At 74.0% G+C, this 20,154-nt stretch carries 12 protein-coding genes; 7 read left to right on the plus strand and 5 right to left on the minus strand.

Annotation, left to right across the window (positions count from 1 at the left end; genetic code table 11):
• Positions 1-46: 46 nt before the first annotated feature.
• Genes LG396_RS05465 through LG396_RS05480 form a run of 4 tightly spaced genes read right to left on the minus strand, consistent with a single transcriptional unit; the run spans position 47 to position 5,639 of the window.
• Positions 47-721, minus strand: a complete 675-nt coding sequence (locus LG396_RS05465) for an RES family NAD+ phosphorylase (protein ID WP_225793847.1) — start codon at positions 719-721, stop codon at positions 47-49.
• The gene (locus LG396_RS05470; protein WP_225793848.1) at positions 721-1,539 is read right to left on the minus strand and encodes a hypothetical protein; all 819 of its coding nucleotides are present in this window, start codon (positions 1,537-1,539) and stop codon (positions 721-723) included. The genes LG396_RS05465 and LG396_RS05470 overlap by 1 nt, the downstream gene beginning before the upstream one ends.
• Positions 1,536-4,961 (minus strand): CHAT domain-containing protein, encoded by a 3,426-nt coding sequence (locus LG396_RS39615; RefSeq protein WP_225793849.1) that lies wholly within the window; start codon positions 4,959-4,961, stop codon positions 1,536-1,538. The genes LG396_RS05470 and LG396_RS39615 overlap by 4 nt, the downstream gene beginning before the upstream one ends.
• Before the next feature lie 33 nt (positions 4,962-4,994).
• Positions 4,995-5,639, minus strand: coding sequence for a hypothetical protein (locus tag LG396_RS05480; protein WP_037748462.1), 645 nt, complete (start codon positions 5,637-5,639; stop codon positions 4,995-4,997).
• 355 nt (positions 5,640-5,994) lie between these two features.
• On the opposite strand from LG396_RS05480, the gene LG396_RS05485 reads away from it, so the two are divergent.
• Entirely contained in the window at positions 5,995-8,211 is a 2,217-nt protein-coding gene (locus tag LG396_RS05485; RefSeq protein ID WP_225793850.1) for a sulfatase family protein, read from the plus strand.
• A gap of 54 nt (positions 8,212-8,265) precedes the next feature.
• Here the strand turns inward: LG396_RS05485 and LG396_RS05490 are convergent, their stop codons facing one another.
• Positions 8,266-10,251 carry a carbohydrate-binding protein gene (locus LG396_RS05490; protein WP_225793851.1) on the minus strand — a complete coding sequence of 662 codons (1,986 nt, stop codon included), beginning with the start codon at positions 10,249-10,251 and terminating at the stop codon, positions 8,266-8,268.
• Positions 10,252-10,531: 280 nt separating this feature from the next.
• On the opposite strand from LG396_RS05490, the gene LG396_RS05495 reads away from it, so the two are divergent.
• The 6 genes from LG396_RS05495 to LG396_RS05520 all read left to right on the plus strand — a co-directional run bounded on the left by LG396_RS05495 (position 10,532) and on the right by LG396_RS05520 (position 20,015).
• Positions 10,532-11,821: an ABC transporter substrate-binding protein gene (locus tag LG396_RS05495; protein WP_225793852.1), complete on the plus strand. Its 1,290-nt coding sequence runs from the start codon at positions 10,532-10,534 to the stop codon at positions 11,819-11,821.
• Positions 11,818-12,750 carry a carbohydrate ABC transporter permease gene (locus LG396_RS05500; RefSeq protein WP_225793853.1) on the plus strand — a complete coding sequence of 311 codons (933 nt, stop codon included), beginning with the start codon at positions 11,818-11,820 and terminating at the stop codon, positions 12,748-12,750. Before LG396_RS05495 ends, LG396_RS05500 begins: the two co-directional genes overlap by 4 nt.
• Positions 12,747-13,589 (plus strand): carbohydrate ABC transporter permease, encoded by an 843-nt coding sequence (locus LG396_RS05505; protein WP_225793854.1) that lies wholly within the window; start codon positions 12,747-12,749, stop codon positions 13,587-13,589. The genes LG396_RS05500 and LG396_RS05505 overlap by 4 nt, the downstream gene beginning before the upstream one ends.
• A 2-nt stretch (positions 13,590-13,591) precedes the next feature.
• On the plus strand, positions 13,592-15,358 hold the full coding sequence (locus LG396_RS05510) for a glycoside hydrolase family 36 protein (protein WP_225793855.1): 1,767 nt from the start codon (positions 13,592-13,594) through the stop codon (positions 15,356-15,358).
• A gap of 40 nt (positions 15,359-15,398) precedes the next feature.
• Positions 15,399-16,400: a LacI family DNA-binding transcriptional regulator gene (locus tag LG396_RS05515; protein WP_225793856.1), complete on the plus strand. Its 1,002-nt coding sequence runs from the start codon at positions 15,399-15,401 to the stop codon at positions 16,398-16,400.
• Positions 16,401-17,066: 666 nt separating this feature from the next.
• The gene (locus tag LG396_RS05520) at positions 17,067-20,015 is read left to right on the plus strand and encodes an alpha-L-fucosidase (RefSeq protein ID WP_225793857.1); all 2,949 of its coding nucleotides are present in this window, start codon (positions 17,067-17,069) and stop codon (positions 20,013-20,015) included.
• Positions 20,016-20,154 lie beyond the last annotated feature (139 nt).

The raw sequence follows: 20,154 nt of genomic DNA on the forward strand, positions 1-20,154 counted from the left end.
CACCACGGGCAGCGGGGGGACAAGCGGCGGGCGTACGCCTCCGGGGTCAGCGGTGCAGCGGCTCGCGGACCGCCGAACTGAGCAGCTCCAGTATCTGGTTGGTCTCCTTGATGCCGTCGGGGGAGCCGAGGTCGGGGATGTTGCGGTACGGCAGGGGTTCGAGCGGCCCCTCCGGGAGGTTCGCGCACCGGTCCCCGAAGAGCACCAGGGCCCGTCCGGACCGGTTGCGCTTCGAGTCCCAGACCATCCCGGCGGCCTCCGGCGCCTGGACCCTGATCTCCCGTGCCCAGCGCCGCGTTTCCGGGTAGCCTTCCGGCCCGCAGTCCAGCAGGCCGCTGTCCTGGCGGACGGCGGCGAGGGCCGCGCCCGTGCACAGCGAGACCAGCTTCAGCTCGCACCGGGTCCGCAGCACGCTCAGGGACCTGCCCCGCGCCCACGCCCACGGCACCAGCCGCATGTTGGTCTCCGGGTCGAAGCCGACCGAGCGCAGCAGGGTCTCGGCGAGCGCGGTCTCGGGCTCCTGCGCCGCGTAGAGGCAGGGGTACGGGTCCTCGGGGGTCCCGTCGAAGCGGCCGCCGACCCGGTCCTGCGGGTCGAACGGCTTGAACTCCCCGGGCGCGAACCGGGCCGGGTGCCTGCGCCACAGCTGCGTACCGGCGGGCAGGATCTCCCAGTGCGGGCGGAAGCGGTACGCGGAGGGCGGCACGGCGGCGTCGGGCATCAGTCCGCCTCCACCAGGGCGAGGGCCGCGTCGACCAGGTCGCCGTCGGGCCGGACGCCGAGGAGCGCGGCGGGCGGGCCGCCGCCCAGCCAGGCGTTGGCGCCCAGCCACCAGTCGGCGGCCCCCCACGGGTCCGCGTCGGCGAGCAGCACGCGGTTGACTTCCAGGACGACCCCGTACGGCCCGCCGCCGGACCGGAACTGGAACTCCGGGTAGCGCTCGCCGAGGTCGGGGTGGGCGAGGCGGATCAGTTCGGGCGGCGGCGTCGCGCCGCCGCAGCGGGCGCGGGCCTCGGCGGCGGAGAGGGCGGGCGCCCGCAGGAGCCGGCGCTCGGCCGCGGCGATGATCGCGGCGGTGTCGGGGGCGCGCTGCGGGGCGGGCGGGCCGCCGGGCCCGGGTGGGTCGCCGGGGCCCGGTCTGCCGGGGTCCGGTGCGCCGGCCGTGGCCGGTGTGCCGCCGGGGGCCGGCGGGTCCCGGGGGTCGCCGGGGCCGGGGTCCGGTGGGCCGGCCGCGAGCCGGGCCAGCAGGGCCCGCGAACGCAGCACGGCCTGCGGGCCGGCGGCGGCCGACCCCGTGAACCGGACGGAGTCCACCGCCGCCCGCGCCGGGTGGTCCCAGGCCAGGGGCAGCAGGCAGAGCCGTACGCCCTGGAAGGCCCGGCGCACGGCCCTGGCGTCGTCCGGCGGGGCGTCGGCCAGCGCCCGCAGCCGGGTGAGCAGCAGCGCGTACTCCTCGTCCGTCAGACCGGCGCGGATGCTGTCCAGGTGCTCTTCGACGAGGCCGAGGATCCTCTCCCCGCCGTCCTCACCCGGCGTCATGCGGTCTCCTCTCCCCGGCCGGGGTGGCCCTGGTGGATGAACGCGGCCCACAGGGAGGGCCGTCGGAGGTCGGGGCGGCCGGCGTCCGACCGCAGCGCACCCAGGCAGCCGGGGTCCTCCCGGTCCGGGTCAAGCATCCACAACTGCGCTTCGCGCAGGGCGTCCACGGGGCTGCGGCCGGCCCGCAGACGGTGGTGGAAGACGCTCATCAGCAGGCTCGACGCGCTGTCCCGGACCGACCACCGGGACCCCACGACGTCGCGGGCGCCGCCCGAGACGAACGCCGTGGTGAGCGTGAGGGCCTCGTCGTGGTCGCGGGTGCTCAGGTCGGTCTCGCAGGCGCTCAGCACGACCAGGGGGCCGTCCGGCCGCTCCCCGCCGTCCGGCACCGGGCGGTCGAGGAGCCTCGTCACGGTGAGCCGGCCGTCGCCGCCGTCCGTGTCGGAGAGCCGCAGGGCCGACTCCGTCGGCCGAACCCCCGCCACGCCGTGCGTGGCCAGGTGCACCACCGAATGGTCCTGGGCGAGCAGCGCCAGCAGCTCGCCGGGTGTCCCCCGGGGCACCGAGTCCGGCGGCAGGGAGCTGAACTCGCCGTAGAGCCGGGCCCCGGGGTAGAAGGACTCGCGCAGTCCCATGACCTCCGCCTCGGCGGCGGTCAGGCCGATCGTCGGGTCGGCCACCAGGGCGGGGGCCGAGACCGGATCGCGGGGCGCGCGCCCGGCCGTACGGAGGAACTGGCTGCCGGAGGCCGCGTAGCTGATCACCAGGGCCTGGCACAGGTAGTCGTGCGGGGCCTCCGCGGGGAAGCGCGCCGCGTGCCAGGGCACGATGCCCAGGCGGCCGCAGGGGACGAGGACGACCCGGGGGGTGCGGCGGCCGGCGGCGTCGCCGGGGAGGTGCTCGTCCAGCCCGGCGAGCGCGGGGGCGATCACCTCGTACGCCCAGTCGCACAGGTCCGACAGGGCCTCTTCCCGTGCCTGTTCGGCGGCCGGCCGCGCCTCCTCGTCGTCGTGGACGGCGTCGAAGCCGGCGGCCGCGTCGAGGTACCGCTCCAGCGGGGCGCCGGCCGACTCGGCGAGCGGGGGCAGCGCGCCGACGCCGACGCCGATCTCGGGCCCCACGGCCAGCAGCATGCCGGGGGCGTCGCCGCCGCTGCCGGGGACCAGGTAGAGCAGCGCGTCGGCACCGGCCTCGCCCACGCCCGCGGCCAGCTCGGCCAGGGTGGGGGTGCCGAGCAGCCCGCCGGGCCGCCGGTAGCCGAGTTCCTCCAGGGCCTGGCGGCGCAGGGTGCTGGGCAGTTCCGCGGGCAGTTCCGTGCTGCCGGTGGCGGCGCCGGACTCCCGCCAGGCGGTGGCGAGGTCGTCGCGGCCGCGTTCCGCCAGCAGGTCCGGCACGGTCCGGGACGTCGCCGCGGCCTGGAGCACCAGGGCCCGGCCCAGCTCCAGCGCGGCGAGGGCGTCCTCGATCCGCCCGTGCACGGCCGCCCACAGTGCGGCCCCGACGCCCAGGGAGGCGCCGTGGCGGGCGGTGGCCAGCCGGTGTTCCGTGCCGTGCTGGAGGAGGACGTCGGCGGCGAGCGCTTCGAGGGCCTCCTTCGCCGTGTCGGTCGCGGCGTCGGCATCGGGGTCGCGGCCGGCGGCGCTGTCGGCCTCGGTGGCGACGTTCGTGTTCCGCTTGCGCAGCCAGCGCGTGCGGTAGGAGTCGGCGAGGGACCACAGCGCGCGGGCGGCGATGCGCGGGGCCCGGCCCGCGCGGATGTGCTCGCGGAGCCGTTCCAGCACGGTGATCTCGGCGTCGAGGTCCTCGGGGTCGCGGGTCAGGTGGTAGCGGGCGGCGAGGCGGTGCGCGGCGGAGTGCAGCTCGTCTGCGGGGGCGTCGGGCGGCGGTACGGCCCGTTCGGGAACGGCCGTCGCGTCCCCGGTGAGGAAGGAGCGCATGGCGTCGAGGTCGGGGACCATCGCGTCCAGCTCGTCGAGCCCGAACGGGAGGTTGCCGTTGCCGGCGGCCGCCCGGCCGGCGTCGAGGTCCGCGAGGCCGGCGAGGAGCAGGTCGCGGTCCATGGTGATCCGCCCGAGCGAGAGGCGGGCCATGGCGCGGGCGATGAGGGCCGCGAAGTGGAAGTCGTGGTCCTCGGGCGTGGCGGCGACCAGTTCCCCGGCCCGGGACACCAGGCCGCGCAGCCGGTCCTCGTCCTGGTCGTGGTCGGCGGCACGCACCTCGGTGATCAGGCCCATCGTGTCCGCCATCACCGAGAACCCGCCGGCCATCGGGATCGGGCGCTCGGACGCGCGCTTCATGTAGTCCGTGAGCGCCGCGGTGTTGGCGTGCCCGACCTCCTGGTCCGCCAGGGTGCCGCCGGCGCCGTCGCTCATGCTGAGCAGCATGGTCATCATCGCGTCGAGGGCCTCCTTGTCCGCCATGCCCTCCGGCAGCCCGTCGCGCCCCTCGCGCAACCGCTTGAGCTGCTGGTTGAGGGCCTCGGGCGCGCCGCCGCCCGCGGCGTTCACGAAGTCCACGGACGTGGTGTTGACGGCCTGCCAGGCCGCGATGAGCCGGCGGAAGTCCTCGGGGCTGCGGGGTACGGCCCGGGCGCCGGTCCCCGCGGCGGGCGCGCCGCTGCTGGTCCCGGTCCCGGTGGCGGTGCTCTTGCCGGTGGACGGGCCCGTGCCCGTGCCCGTGCCCGGGTCCGGGTCCGCGCCCGGGGCGGCGGCGGGCGCGGCGGGTGCCGCGCCCTTCGTCATGCGCGCCACCATGTCCGCCATCATCTGCCGCATCTGTGCGCCGGCCGGCGTGCCGTCGTCCGGCACGAGCGACGTGAACAGGTCGGTGAGCCCCTCGGCGGACGGCTGCGCGAAGAGGTCGAGCAACTGCCGTAAGGGGCGCAGCGACTCGGGCGGCAGCGGGAGTTCGGCGGCATCCGCCGCCAGCTCCCGCACCTCGGCCGAGAGGGCGGCCATTCCCTGCGCCCCCTCCCGCATCATGATGTCGAAGAAGGCGGTGGCGTCCGGCTCCGGCGCGAGCCCGCCCACCGTCTCCTGCATGGGCAGCGTGTGCGTCAGCAGGAACAGCGCCGCCCACCCCCGGTCCTCCGCCACGGCCGCCGCGCCCGTCTCCGTCGCCGGGTCCCGCACCTGCCGGAGCAGGTCGTGCGCCCGCTCCCGGTCCCCGGGCGAGCCGCCCCCCACGCTGTGCCGCAGGGTGAGGGCGCCGCCGAGCCACGCGGTCACCGAGGCGCGCAGCGGCGGGTCGTGGTCCAGCAGCCGGTGGAGCTCGCCGAGTTCCGCCACGGACTCGTGGTGGGCGCGGGAGAGCCTTGCCTCGGTGTCCGGCTCCGGCAGCAGTGCCCGCGCCCGGCCTATCGCCTCGCCTGCCCAGGCCCGTACCGCCCGGGCACCCGCGCTCTCCCCTTCTGCTCCGCTCACCCGCACTCCTCGCGTCCCCGGTCCCGACGGCCCCTACCCCACTCCATGATGACGACGCGACGGGCACGCCGATGCCCGATCGCCGATCCTCGCCGGACCCTCGATGCGGGCGCGCAGGACACCGGCGGCGACCGGCCCCGGTCCCGCCGGCGCGTCCGGCGCCGCCAGGTCCGCCCGCATCCCGCGCCGCAGCTCCCGTAACTGGTCCCACAGCGCGTCGACCTCGCCCCTGGCGGCGTCCGGGGAGTCCCCCGGGCGGGGCACGCCGTCGTCCAGGCGCCGGAGCCGGCCGTAGACGGTGCCGAGCGAGTGCGTGACCTCGCCGGCCAGCGCGAGTACGGGGTCGGGCAGGAGCAACTGGGCCTCGGCGTACACGTCCCGGTGGAGGTCCCTGGCCTCGGTGAGGCGCTCCCGGGCCGCGCGCGGGTCCTCCGCCCGGGCCAGGGCGTGCAACTGGTCGGTGAGCGCGGCCAGATACTGCCGGGAGGCGGCGTTGAGCGCGACGCAGCAGGCGCGCCGCTCCACCGCCTCCACGGCACGCGCCCGGGCCTGCTCGATCCGCTCCTGCTCCCGGATCCGGCTGCGCTCGGCCGCCCGCTGGGTGAGCAGGGCCGACGCCAGTGTCCCGATCACGCCGACGACCGCCACGACCAGCGCCCCCGTGCCGTTGACGTCCATCGCCCCCTCCTCGGCGTCGCGTACCTCCAGCGAACCGCCACCGCGGCCCCCGCGGAAGCCCGCGACCGCGGAGCGCCCAGCCTTCGCCCGGGCCGCGACCGCGACCGCCCGTGCGGTGCGCGGCGGGCGGGGGAGTGCGCTTCGCGGCCCCGCGCGACGGCCTCCTGCGGCCTCCTGCCGGGGCCGCGGCTGACGGGGCGTCACGCGGTTTGCCGCCAAACGCGCCGCCCGGGAGGTGGATTTCACGGGTACTTCACAAGGCGTGCATGGCCTGGACCCCCTGTGACCACGCACGATCACGGAGAAGCCGCCCACATGCCCGTGGGCTGCGTGCGTCCTGTGAAGGAGCCCCGCCGTGTCCAGCCGTCGCCACTTCCTTGCCGGGTCCGCCGCACTCGGCCTCGCCGCGCTGCCGCCCGGAAGCGCCCGCGCCGAAGGCCGGAGCCCCGCGGTGCAGGGCGGCGGCGCGCGGCCGAACGTCGTCGTGATCCTCGCCGACGACCTCGGGTACGGGGGCGTCGGCGCGTACGGGCAGCGGCTCGTCCGCACGCCCCGGCTCGACCGGCTGGCGGCCGAGGGGCTGCGGTTCACCCAGGCGTACTCGGCGGCGGCCGTGTGCGCCCCGTCCCGCTGCGCGGCGCTGACCGGGGTGCACGCGGGGCACGGGCGGGTGCGCGAGAACCCGTTCGGCGGCCCGCAGGGCTCCCTCACCGAGGACGACACGACCTTCGCCGAGGTGCTGCGGGGCCGCGGCTACCGCACGGCGTGCATCGGCAAGTGGGGTTTCGGGCCCGAGGAGGCGGACCAGCCGAGCCACCCCAACGCCCGCGGGTTCACGGACTTCTACGGCTACATCACGCACGGGCACGCACACCAGTACTACCCGCAGTACCTCTGGCACAACGGCGCGAAGGAGCAGATCCCCGGGAACGCCGACGGCGCGCGCGGCGCGTTCGTCATCGACCTCCTCCAGGAGCGGGCCGTCTCCTTCCTCGACGCCCACGCCGGCGAGCCCTTCCTCCTCATGCTCAACCCCAACGTGCCCCACGCCCCCAGCGACGTCCCGGAGCTGGGCGAGTACGCCGACCGCCCGTGGAGCGAGGCGGACAAGGGCCACGCGGCCCAGATCACCCGGCTGGACTCGCTGGTGGGCGCGGTCGTGGACGCGCTGGTCCGGCTCGGCGTGCACCGCGACACCCTGCTGCTGTTCTCCAGCGACAACGGGCCGCACGAGGAGGGCGGCGTCGACCCCGACCTCTTCGACGAGAACGGGCCGCTGCGGGGCTACAAGCGCAACCTCTACGAGGGCGGCGTACGCGTCCCCCTGATCGCCTGGCGCCCGGGGACCGTCCGGCCCGGCGTCAGCGAGCGGCCGACGCCGCTGACCGACCTGCTGCCGACCCTCGCCGAGGTGGCCGGCGCCCCCGCGCCGCGCGACGTCGACGGGCTCTCCGCCGCGTCCCTGCTCGCCGCCCGCCCCGTGCCGGCCCCGGGCCACCACCACCTGTACTGGTACCGCAACGACCCGGGGACCACGAAGCGCGCCGACGCGGTGGACGGCGGCCGGATCCTCCGGCTCGCCGAGTCCGTGCGCCGCCGCGACTGGAAGGCGGTGCGGTTCGCGCCCGGCCGGGACCGGGAGGCGCCGGACGCCGCGTGGGACTTCGAGCTGTACGACCTGGCCGCGGACCCGGCGGAGACCCGGGACGTCGCCGCCGGGTACCCGGGCGTGGTGGCCGAGCTGACCGGCCTGCTGCGGTCGTCCTGGGCTCCGGAGTACGCACGCGAGCGCTTCGGGACCCGTATCGAGGCCCCCGAGATCGCCTATCCCGGCGAGCCCTTCACCGTCACCGCGACCCTCGCCAACGGCTCCGGCCGGGCCTGGACCGACGCCCGGATCGAGCTGTACGCCCCCGCCGGCTGGCGGCTGCGCCCCGCAGGACCGGCCCGCGCCGCCGTGCTCCGGCCCGGGGCCGTCCTGCGGACGACCTTCGAGGTCACCCCGGCGGGCGGCGACACCGCCGCCGGCCCGCGCGTGCTGAGCGCCGAGGGCACGGCCGCGTACGGCCGCGCCGCCCTGCGCTACCCCGCGTCCAGGACCCTGGCCGTGCCGCCGCCCGCACCGCGGCAGGACGGCTTCCTCAGCGACCTGGAGTGGGTCTCCGCCAGCAACGGCTGGGGACCGGTGGAGCGGGACCGCAGCAACGGCCGGCAGACCGCGGGCGACGGCCCCCCGATCGGCTTCGGCGGGGTGACCTACGCCAAGGGGCTGGGCGTGCACGCCCCCTCGGAGATCGTCTACCACCTCGGCGCCGCCGCGACCCGGCTGACCGCGGTCGTCGGCATCGACGACTTCTCCGCGTCCCAGAGCGCGAACGGCGCGACGGCGGCGCAGGTGTGGGGCGACGGCCGCATCCTGTACGAGAGCGGCACGCTCACCGCGGCCACCGGGCCGCGGGAGGTGGACGTGGACGTCACCGGCGTCCGCCTGCTCCGCCTGGTGGTGCAGGACGCCAACGGCTCCACCTCGTACGACCACACCTCCTGGGCGGCCGCACACATCCGACTCTGACACGGGCGGCCCGGCGGACGGCGGGGCGCCGCCCCCGCCGTCCGCCGGCCCGCGCTAGCCGGCCTCCACCGTGACGGTCCGGCCCGGGGCGACGGAGACCTCGACGTAGCTGTACCGCTCGCCGGCCGCCGTGCCGGGCTTCGCCGCGCGCTTCCGGCCGTCCACCAGGACCGTGGAGTGCTTGCCGGGGAAGCGGGCCTGCCACGTGTAGGTGTCGGAGCCGGTGTCGTTGGTGAGAGTGGACCTGCTCGCCGCGTCGTGGCGCAGCGTGAAGGTGTTCCCGCCGACGGACAGGTCCTCGATCTGGAGCCAGTCCATCCCGGAGGGCAGGCCTGACAGCGTGCTCAGCGAGGTGGCGGGTGCGTCGGGCGCCACGCCCATGAGGCCCTCGACGGTCTGGCCGAGCAGGGTGTACGAGACCTCGGGGTAGTCGCCGTTGGGGCCCTGCTTCCCCACCGGGTGCTGGTCGCCGCGCTTGTCGTAGACGTACTGCATCCACTTCCACGCCGTGTCGTTCTGCCGGTAGGCGAAGAAGGTGTCGGGGAGGTAGGAGATCGCCTCGATGTTCACCGGCTTCCCGTCCCCGCCGGCCTGCTCGTCGATGTAGTCGAGGTACGCGTCGGCGCGCGGGCCGGGGTCGATGAGCTGCTTCATCGCCATGAACCAGCTGTTCTCCTTGCCCCAGCCGGTGAGCGCCTCGCCGTCGGTGGTGTAGGCGCGGACCATGTCGGCCCCGGTGCCGTCCCCGCTCCAGTCGACGTTGAAGTACTCCTTGAGCTTGCGGGCCTTCTTCCCGTACTCCTTGGCCAGGCCCTTGTCGCCCTTGTCGCGGGCCAGTTCGGACAGTGCCACGTACGCCTGGTACTGGGAGCCGATGGCGTCGCCCGCCTCGGCGAGCGGCTCGTCGCTCGCCTCGTTGTAGCTGGCCGCGCCGGCGAAGATGCCCTTGCCCGTGCCCTCCGCCACACCGTTGGGCACGGTGCCGTCGTGGCGCTCGACGAACTCCTTCGTCGTGTGGCGGTAGAAGTCCCAGAAGGCGGGGTCCTCGACGTACGCGGGGTCGCCGCTCCAGCGGTACGCCTCGTTCGCCTTCTCGACCAGCTCGAAGGGGGCCGGCACCTCGCGGACGAAGGAGTCTGGGGAGCGGTAGTCGATGGCCAGCTTGGTCCCGTTGTCGAAGTTGAAGGCCCACGCCGGGTAGTAGCCGTGCACCTCGTCGGCGGACGCGGCGAAGGTGCGGAGCATCGCCTTGTTGGCGTCCCGCAGGCCGAGGACCTCGGCGCCGCCGATCTGGTGCGCCAGGTCGCGGGCGTAGTAGCCGCTGCGGTGGGCGTAACCGGCCCAGTAGGACGGGCCGTAGACGCCGGTGCCGGTGCCCGCAGGGTTGCGCTCGTCGACGTTCAGGGGGCCCCCGGCGCCGGACTGGTGCACCCAGCTGCCCGCCTTGTGCTTGGCCCAGTCGAACATCTCGACGATCGCCGGGTCGGACGAGGAGACCACGGGGTTCGCCGGGGCGGAGGGCGAGACCATGAGGTCGTCGGCGTTGACCCAGCCGCTTCCCGACTCGAAGGCGAGTGCCAGCTCGTCGCCGGCGTGCAGCTCGATCCGGCTGAGCGTGTAGCGGGCGTAGGTGGACCGGCCGGGCAGGTCGACCGCGGCGGCCTCGGCGCCGTTGACCTGCGCGGTGAAGCGCCCGCCGGGTCCGCCGGCGGCGATCCAGGCGGAGATGTCGTACGTGCCGTCGGCGGGCGCGGTGATCTTCTGCGAGACCTTCCCGCCGGCCCCCGCGTCGAGGTAGGCCAGGTTCTTCCCGCTGTGCGGCCGGTTGGTCGCCACCCCCGTTCCGGAGGTGAAGGTCCAGCCCGCCGCGCCGTCCTCGAACCCGGGGCTGCGGACCTCCAGCGGCACGGGGGCCGCGGCGGTTGCGGCCCCGGCGCGGGCGTCGGCGCCGGCCGGCTGGCTCAGCACCAGCGGCGTCAGCGGTACGAGGGTGGCGAGCGCCGTGAGGGTGGCGAGGCGGGCGGGGCGGTGGCTCTTCATGGTGCGGCTCACTCCGGGAGGTCGCGGGGAGAGGGGGTGTCCGGAAGCTAACGGCCCAGGTCGCACGCTTTCAAGGGTGCTGCTGGAATTTTTTGGAAGATCGGGCAGAAAGTTTTCATCGAAGTATTGCAAGTGACCTTGGCCGGTTGTTAGCTTCCCGGCGTCGCCCTCCCTCCGCAGAGGCCGGCATCCGAGCCGCAGGCAGAGGTGGTCGCGTATGAACCCGAGTCGTCCGAATCCGAGTCGCCGCAGAGTGCTGGGACTGGGCGGGGGCCTCGCCATGAGCGCAGGGCTGGGCGGACTCACCGCCTGCTCGTCCGGCCCGCCGGACGGTGCGCCCGGCGACCCCGCGAAGGGTGACATCACCGTGTGGAGCTGGGCGGGGCCCGCCGCGGAGATGCGGGCCCTGGTGCCGCGGTTCAACAAGGAGCACCCGGGCATCCGGGTCACCGTCGAGGACATCGGCAACCCGGCCATCTGGGACAAGATCACGACGTCGATGGCGGCCGACGGCGCCGGGCTCGCGGACGTCCTGCACATCGGGGTCGACTACCTGCCCGCGTACACCGACCGCTTCCCGGGACAGCTCGCCGACCTCCGCCCGCTCGGCGCCGGCACGTACCGGAAGGCCTTCGCCGACGGCCTGTGGGAGACGGTCTCGCTTGACGGCTCCCGCGTGGACGCCCTGCCCTGGGAGGCCAACTCCGGGGGCTTCTACTACCGCGCCGACGTCTTCGAGAAGGCCGGGGTGGACGCCGAGGCCCTCGAAACCTGGGACGAGGTCATCGAGGCCGGCCGGAAGGTCAAGGAGAAGACCGGCACCTACCTGCTCGGCATCGACAAGCCCGCTTCGCAGCAGGACTCGGCCAACGTCTTCCAGCTCCTGCTCCAGCTCCAGGGCACCATGTACTTCGACCTCGACGGCGAGATCATGGTCAGCTCGCCCGAAGCGGTCCGCGCCATGACGCTCATCAAGCGGATGAACGACGCCGGCCTGGTGAACGACATCTCCGGCGGCTGGAACTCCCTGATCAGCTCGATCAAGAGCGGCACCGCCGCAGTGCTGCCCTGGCCCACCTGGTTCGGCGGCATCATCGAGGAGACCGTCCCGGACCAGGCCGGGCTCTGGGGCGTGCGCCTGCCGCCCGCCGTCCGGCCCGGCGGCACCAACGCCGCCACCGTCAACTCCACCCACCTGGCCGTCTCCGGCACCAGCCGGCACCAGGCCGCCGCCTTCAGGTTCGTCGAGTTCGTCCTCACCCGCCCCCGGTCCCAGGTGGGCATCTACCGCAACAAGGGCATCGCACCGGCCCTGATGGCGGCGTACGAGGACCCCGTCTTCCACCAGCCGTCGGAGTTCTTCGGCGGCCAGCGGAAGGGCGAGATCTTCCTGGAGGCCCTCCGGTCCGGCACCCCCGCCTTCAACTACACCTCCGACTACGCCCGCGCGCTCAAGGCGGTCACCGACGCCCAGACCAGAGTGCTGCTCAGAGGTGCCGATCCGGCCACCGAGCTGCGCCGGGCCGCCGACCAGCTCGCCGCGCAGACCGCACGCAAGGTGGCCCGATGACCACGTCCGTCCCGCAGACCCGCACCGCGCCCCCGCCGGCGAGAACGAAGGCAAAGCGGCACCGGCCGCGCCGCAGCGCCCGCCGGCTCGCACCGTACCTCTTCCTCCTGCCGGCCGCGGCCCTGTTCGCCGTCTTCAAGCTGTACCCGATCGGTCGGTCCTTCTTCCTCAGCCTCTTCAAGTCGGTGGACGGCGTCGACCGGTACGTCGGCCTCGACAACTACGCGCGGCTGATGGACGACCCGCTCTTCTGGACCGCCCTGCGCAACACCGGGATCATCCTGGTCGTCCAGGTCCCGCTGATGCTCGCCCTCGCCACCGGACTCGCGGTCGCCCTCAACTCGGCGCTGCTGCGCGCGCGGCCGGTCTTCCGGCTCGGCTTCTTCCTGCCGATGATCACCGGCCTCGTCGCGTACGGGATCATCTTCTCCGTACTCCTCAACCAGCAGTACGGCCTGGCCAACTGGCTGCTCTCGCTCGTCGGCTTCGGCGAGGTGCCCTGGCTCACCGACCCGCTGTGGGCGCAGATATCCCTGGGTCTCGCACTGACCTGGCACTACACCGGCTACAACGCCGTCATCCTGCTCGCCAGGCTCCAGACCATCCCGGCCGAGCTGTACAACGCCGCCGCCGTGGACGGGGCCGGCACGTGGCAGTCCTTCCGCCACGTGACCCTGCCGGGCCTGCGGCCGGCGATCCTCCTCACCACGGTGCTCTCCACGATCGGCACCCTCCAGATCTTCGACGAGCCGTACATCCTCACCCGCGGCGGACCGGACAACGCCACGCTCACCATCGGCGTGTACCTGTACCAGAACGCCTTCCAATACTTCGACTTCGGCTATGCATCGGCGATCGCGTACGTACTCGCGGTGCTCATCGGAGTCCTCGGCCTGATCCAGTTCCGGGTCCTGGGAGACAAGTCATGAGACAAGCCATGGGGCAGTCCCGTTCGCCGGGGAAGAGCATCATGCTCACGTCCGGGTTCGCCGTCGCGCTCGCCGTCGTGCTGATCCCGTTCTACTGGCTCGTCGTCGCCAGCACCCACAGCACCGCCGACATCTTCGGCTCCCCGCCCCCGCTGCTGCCCGGGGGCCACCTCGGGGAGAACCTCGCCAGCCTCCAGGAGACCGTGTCGTTCGGGCAGGTCGTGCTCAACTCCCTGCTGATCGCCGCCGTCTACACCGTCTGCGCCGGGCTGGTGTGCACGCTCGCCGGGTACGCGTTCGCCAAGTACCGCTTCAAGGGGCAGAACTGGCTGTTCGGCGTGCTGATGCTGGGCCTGGTCATCCCCAACCAGGTGACCCTGGTCCCGCTGTTCCAGCTGATGGCGGACTGGCAGTGGCTCAACACGTACCAGGCCGTGATCATGCCGAACCTGGCGCTCCCCTTCGGTATCTTCCTCATGCGCCAGTCCATGGCCGCCCTCCCCGACGAACTGCTGGACTCGGGCCGGATGGACGGCTGCGGCGAGTTCAAGGTCTTCCTGCGCGTCGTGCTGCCCCCGATGAAGCCCGCCCTGGCGGCCCTCGCCATCTTCCTCTTCCTCTTCCAGTGGAACGACTTCATATGGCCGCTCATCGTCCTGCGCGACAGCGGCTCGTACACGATCCCCGTCGCCCTCGCCTCCCTGCAGGGCGTGGACGACACCGACTACGGCGCCATCCTCACCGGCACCGCCGTGGCCGCCATCCCCATGGCGCTCGTCTTCCTCGCCCTGCAACGCCACTTCGTCTCCGGCCTGCTCGCCGGGGCCGTCAAGGAGTGAATGTGACCACCCTGCCGTCCGAGGCCGTCACCACCGCCGAGCTGGCCCCGGCAACTTTCGAGCCGCTGCTCGACACGGTGGAGCTGGCCGTCCTCGCCGAGGGCGCGGACCCCGGCTGGACCCTGTCCGAACTCCCCGGCGGGCTGCGCATGCTGTCCGTCGAGGCCCCCGGCGCCGCCGTCGAGATCCGGCTCTCCGTCCCCCTCGGCGACGCGGCCGGCTACTGGCACCCCAAGGCCGGCTGGCACCGCACCCTCCTCGCCGACTGGGAGGGCCGCTCCGCCGTCAGCCTCATCGACGGTCTGGCCGCCGGCTGCCTCTACGACCACACCGGTGCCACCCTGCTCACCTTCGCCGCCGCCGACCCGGCACCCGAGGTCGTGCTGCGCTACGGGGTCTCCGAGGAGAACGACACCCATGTGGTCCACCTCCGCCTCTCCCCGTCCGACACGCCGCACCGGTTCCTCCTCGCGCCCCGCAGCCCGTCGGTGGCGTCCGCGCTGAGGCCGCTGCGCGCCTGGTACGAGGCGCGGACGGCGACGCCGATGCCGGTCCCCGAGGCGGCCCGGCTGCCCCTGTACTGCACCTGGTACGCCTTCAACCAGGCCGTCGACGAGGCCGCCGTCGAGCGGCAGGCCGGACTCGCCGCCGGCATGGGCTTCGGGACGCTGATCGTGGACGACGGCTGGCAGCGCCTCGGCAGCGGGCGCGGCTACGCCGGGGTGGGCGACTGGACCCCCGACCCGGCCAAGTTCCCCGACTTCACCGCCCACGTCGAGCGCGTACGCCGCATGGGCCTGCGCTACCTGGTGTGGGTCGCGCCCCTGCTCCTCGGCCCTCGCGCGGACTGCCACGCCGCCTGGGCCCGGTTCGCCCCCGCGCCCGCCGGAGCCCCCGGCGCGTACGTCCTGGACCCCCGCCATCCCGAGGTACGCGCCCACGTGGTGCGCACCTGCCTGCGCCTGGTCCGCGACCACGGCCTCGACGGCCTGAAGGCCGACTTCCTCGACGAGGCGATGGTCTACGCGGGCGACGGGCGCGGCGACCTCGGCCACGCCCTGACCCTGCTCCTCGCCGAGTTGCGCGAGGCACTGCTCGCGGAGCGCCCCGACCTGCTGCTGGAGCTGCGCCAGCCGTACGTCGGCCCCGGGATGGCCCCGTTCGGCAACATGCTGCGGTCCTACGACTGCCCGGCCGACGCCACCGCCAACCGGGTCCGTACCCTCGACACCTCCTTCCTGGCCGTCGGCGGCGCCGTCCACTCCGACCCGCTGCTGTGGGACACGAGCGGGCCGGTCGAGGCGGCGGCACGGCAGCTCGCCGGTGCCTTCCACGCGGTACCGCAGGTCTCCGTCCGCCTGGACGCCCTCACCGCGGAGCAGGCCCGCGCGGTCCGCTTCTGGCTGGCGCAGTGGCGGCGGCTGCGCCCGCAACTGCTCGACGGCACCACCGAACCCGGCCGCCCCGACGGCCTGTACACGCTGGTCAGGGCGGAGTCCGAGGGCGTACGCGTGCTTACGGTGCACGACGACCGCACCGTTCCGGTACGGCCCGCCACCCACCGTGAGACCGTCCTCGTCAACGCGACGGCCGGCGACCGCCTGGCCGTCGACGTCGAGGACGGGGGCGGGCCCGTGGATATCGAAGTCCACGGTCCCGACGGACGTATCATCGAGCGGATTCGCAGGTCACTCGGACCCGGCCTGCACGGCCTCCGTGTCCCGAGGACGGGCCTGGCAGTGCTGACGAGGCCGGGTGACGCGACGTGACCACGTGCGGCCCGGCACGGGACGGTGGGAGAGGAAGAGCATGAAGGTCGGCATCGTTGAGATCGCTGCCCGTGCGGGTGTGAGCGAGGCGACGGTCAGCCGGGTCATAAACCGCCGCCAGGGAGTGGCGAAGAAGACCAGGGACGCGGTCGAGGCCGCCATGACAGAACTCGGCTACGAGCGGACCGTCGAGGGCCAGCTCGTCGCGATCGTCACCGAGCACGTCTCCAACCCCTTCTTCGCCGACGTCGCCGAGCGGATCGAGGCGGCCCTGGCGCCGCACGGGCTCAAGACCGTGCTCTGCCCCGCCTTCCCCGGCGGCGTGCAGGAGCGGGAGTTCATCCTCTCCCTCGTCGACAAGGGCATCGCGGCGGTGGTCTTCCTCTCCTCGTCCAACACGGTGGAGGGCGCCGACACCGAGACGTACGAGCTGCTGCGCGCCCGCCGCATCCCGTACCTCGGGATCAACGGCGAGTTCGCCGACGAGGTGCCGGCCCCCGTCTACTCCACGGACGACGCCCTGGCCGCCGAGCTGGCCGTCGACCACCTCCACCGCCTCGGCCACCGCGCCATCGGCATGGCCTCGGGGCCCGTCGGCAACCGGCCGGCCGACCGGCGGGTGCGCGGCTTCCTCGACGCCATGCGCCAGCGCGGCACCACGGACGCCGAGCGGTGGGTCATGCGGCACTCGTACTCGGTGGAGGGCGGGCAGGCGGCCGCCCAGATCCTGTTGGGCCTGGGTGCCACGGCCATCGTCGCCGCCAGCGACTACATGGCCCTCGGCGCGATCCGGGGCATCCGCCGCCAGTCGTACGCGGTGCCGGACGACGTCTCCGTCGTCGGCTACGACGGCTCGGCGATCACCGAGTTCACCGACCCCCCGCTGACGACCGTGCGGCAGCCGGGCGACCGGCTCGCCATGGAGGCGGGCCGCGGCGTCCTGTCGCTGGTCAGCGGACGGGACGTACCCACCGGTGAGCTGCTCTTCGACCCCGAGCTGGTCATCCGGTCCACGACCGGCCCGCCCCCCGTACGGAACTGACTCCCCCGCCCGCGCGCGGCAGACCTCCGATAACTGAGCGCCGAGTCGGGGTGTTTGCTCCTGATCTTGGCTGCCTGCGTCCCATTGACATCCGATGAACCCGCTTCTACGTTCCTCAGCGATCCGATGAATCGAGAGCACCTGGGAACACCGACTCCTTCCGAAGGCGCAACCTGACAGGAGAGTCGCATGTCAGCAGAGCAGCCTCCCGACGACCGACCCGACTCCCACGACTCGCAAAACGCCCGCCCCGCCCGCGCGCTCGGGCGGCGCGGCGTGCTCGCGACCGCGCTCGGCGTGCCCTCGCCGCCGCGGCCCCCGCGGCGGCGGCCGGCGCCGGCCCGCAAAACCCTCCCGGGCCCGCGGACGGCCTCGACCCGCGGCGGGCCGGCGACAAACTCGCCTCGCTCAGGTTCGGCATGGGCCGCCGGGGATGACCTACCTGGTCTTCACGGCCAAGCACCACGACGGTCGACCTACCGGGGCAGCACGGTCTACGTCCAACGCACCGTCGACCGGCCGCTGACCATGGAGTTCGTGACGCGTACGGCGATCGCCCGGGACTCCTGAAGCCGCCCGGCCCTCGCCCCCAGCCCCGCCCCCGTCCGCTCGGACCGGCCCGTCCGCCCGTCCGGGCGGCGGCCGACGATGCGAGGAGTGACGCAGATGGCAGCACGGCCTTCGCACCGCAACCGCCGAAGCGCCCCCGTCCCACGGTGGCGCACCCTGCTGGTGGCTCTCGTCCTGGCGCTCGCCGCCGGGCTCCTCGCCGGCCCGGCCGCGCAGGCGGAGGTGCAGCACCCGCGGCAGGAGTGGCTGCGGGACTCCACCGCCGGCCTCTTCCTGCACTGGGGCATGTTCACCGCGCCCGGGCACCTCGACTGCCGGGAGTGGGAGCGCGACGTCACCGGGGGCGGCTGGTCGGCGGACTACTGGGTGGACGAGGCGAAGAAGCTCGGCGCGTCGTACATCGTCCTCGCCACCTTCCACAGCCGCCTCGGCTACGCCCGCCCGTGGCCCTCGCGGATCCCCGGCAGCTGCGCCACCGAGCGCGACCTGCTCGGTGAGCTGGTCGAGGCCGGCCGGGCGCAGGGCGTCAAGATCATCATGTATATGACCGACGACCCCCAGTGGCACGACGAGCAGGGCGTCGAGACGCTCGACTCGGCCGCGTACTCGGCGTACAGGGGCCGCGACGTGGACCTGACCACCCGCGACGGGTTCGGCATGTACAGCTACGACCTGTTCTTCGAGCTGATGGAGGACTACCCGGACCTGGCCGGCTTCTGGATCGACAACGACAACGAGTACTGGGAGGAGAACGACCTCTACGAGCAGATCCGCGAGCGCCGCCCCGACTGGCTGCTGAGCAACAACAACGAGGACACGCCGGTCATGGACACGGTCAGCAACGAGCAGAAGACCGGCATGAACCCCGCCTACGACTACCCGGCCGCCGTGACCGTGCCCATGCCGCGGCTGACCGAGGCGGACTACAAGCTGCCCACCACCGGCAGCTGGTGGTACGACGGCGGCGACCACGAGGTCGACGCCCGGCTCAGCACCGGCCGCTACATCACCAACGCCGGCTCCTCCATGAAGTCGCTCATGGCCGAGACGCCGATGGTGAACGGCAGGATGCCGGCGCAGCAGGAGGCGTTCAACGACTTCATGGGCCGGTGGGTCGAGCCCGTCCGGGAGTCGGTCCAGGGCGTGGAGGGCGGCGGCTACATGTACGGCGGCATGCAGCCGGGCTTCTGGAACGACGGCGCCCACGGGGTGGTCACCGTCGGCCGGGGCGAGGACGGCACCCGCACCCAGTACGTCCACGTGCTGACCCGGCCCCGGACCGACTCCGTCCGGCTGCGCGACAACGGCTACCGGGTCAGGGGGGTGACCGATCTGCGCACCGGCGAGGAGATGCGCTTCAGCCAGTCCGGCGGCCACCTGTCGATCCTGGACATCCGCGACTGGGACCCGTACGACACCGTCTTCAAGGTCGCCACGGACGGCCGCCAGCGCTACTACGACTCCGCCGCGGTGACCGCCACCGCCTCCTCCGCGGCTGCCGGCCACCCGGCCGCCGACCTCGCCGACGGCGACTACGAGACCTACTGGGACAGCGGCGCAGAACTGCCCGCCTCCGTCACCCTGGACCTCGGCGGCCGGAAGCCCGCCACGGCGCTGGCGGTCAACCAGCGCGAATGGTCCCCGACCCACGCCCGTTCGACGTTCGGCCGCCCCGAGGACTCCGCCCGCATCAAGGACTACCGGATCCACGTCAGCGACGACGGCGAGAAGTTCCGGCAGGTGCGCGCCGGCACCATGCGCAGCGCCCGCGGGGTGCAGATCGTCGACATCGGCGACCAGCGGGCCCGCTACCTCAAGCTGGAGGTACGCAGCCTCTGGGGCGGCCCGCAGGCACCGGACTTCTTCGAGCAGCTGCGCGTCGACGAGATCCAGGTGGCCCACGGCCGCCCGCGGGCCACCCGCACCCCGCTGCCGCTGGAGGCCGAGGCGCGGGACAACCGGCTGCGGGGCAGCGCGCGGGCGGCCGCGTGCGGCGCGTGCTCCGGATCCCGGCACGTCACCGGGCTCGGTGGCGGGGAGCGCAACTCCGTCACGTACCGCGACGTCCGCGTCACCGCAGACGGCGACTACCGCCTCCAGCTCGACCACACGGCGGCCGCCGGCTCCACGCTGTCCGTCGGCGTCAACGGCGCCGCACCGGTCGAGGTCCCCGTCGCCGGCGGCAGCGCGGAGGTGCCGGGGAGCACGGCGGTCTCCGTGCCCCTGGAGTCCGGCGCGAACACGGTACGGGTCTTCAGCACCGACCGCCGCGGCCCCGGCCTGGACCGCGTCGCGGTCGGCCCCCTGCCCCCGGCCTCGTACACGCCGGAGACGACGCTCACCGTCCGCCCGCACGGCTTGCAGTGGGCCGGCCCCGGGCAGCGCTCGGCGACGGTGACCGCGCGGCTCCGGCTGGACGAGGACGAGCAGCTCACCGACGTCCGCCTCGCCCCGCGGCTGCCGGCCGGCTGGACCGCCGACCGCGGACCGGCCACGGCCCCGTCGCTGCGGCTGGGCGGGACTGTGGAGGCGAGTTGGACGATCACGTCTCCGCCCGGCCGGGACGCCGGCTCCGCCGACATCCCGGTCACGGCGGACTTCGGGCTGCTCGGCCGCGCCGGGAGCGTGTCGGACGAGGTGTCCCTGCGGACCCTGCCCGACGGGCGGACGTGGATGCGCGAGGCCGAGGACTCGGCCAACGACCTCGGCACCACCGGGATCACCGGCTGCGGTCCCTGCTCGGGCGACGAGAAGGTACGCAACATCGGCGGCGGTCCCGGGGCCTCGGTGGTTTTCCCCGGCATCACGGTGGCCGAGGGCGGCGAACGCACGCTGTACGTCGACTACACGGTCAACGGCACGCGCTCGTTCGAGGTGACGGTCAACGACGGCCCGCCGGCCGACGTGACGGTGACCGACACCGGCAACAACACACCGCGCACGACCTCGGTCCCCGTCACCCTGCAACCGGGCACGAACACGATCAGAATCGGCAACGCCACCGAGTCGGCACCCGACCTCGACCGACTCTCCCTGGGCGGCTGAGGGTGCCGCCCGCGGCGCGTCGTGCGTACGGAGCGGTGGCAGCGTTAGCCCCGTCGGGGCGAACCGCCGCCGGGATCGAGGTGTGCGGGCGGGGCCGGGCTTAGGTTCCCTTGTGGCACGCGTGGTCTCCGGGCAGGGG

This window comes from Streptomyces aculeolatus (assembly GCF_020400605.1).
In the GTDB taxonomy this organism is placed as follows: Bacteria; Actinomycetota; Actinomycetes; order Streptomycetales; family Streptomycetaceae; genus Streptomyces; species Streptomyces aculeolatus.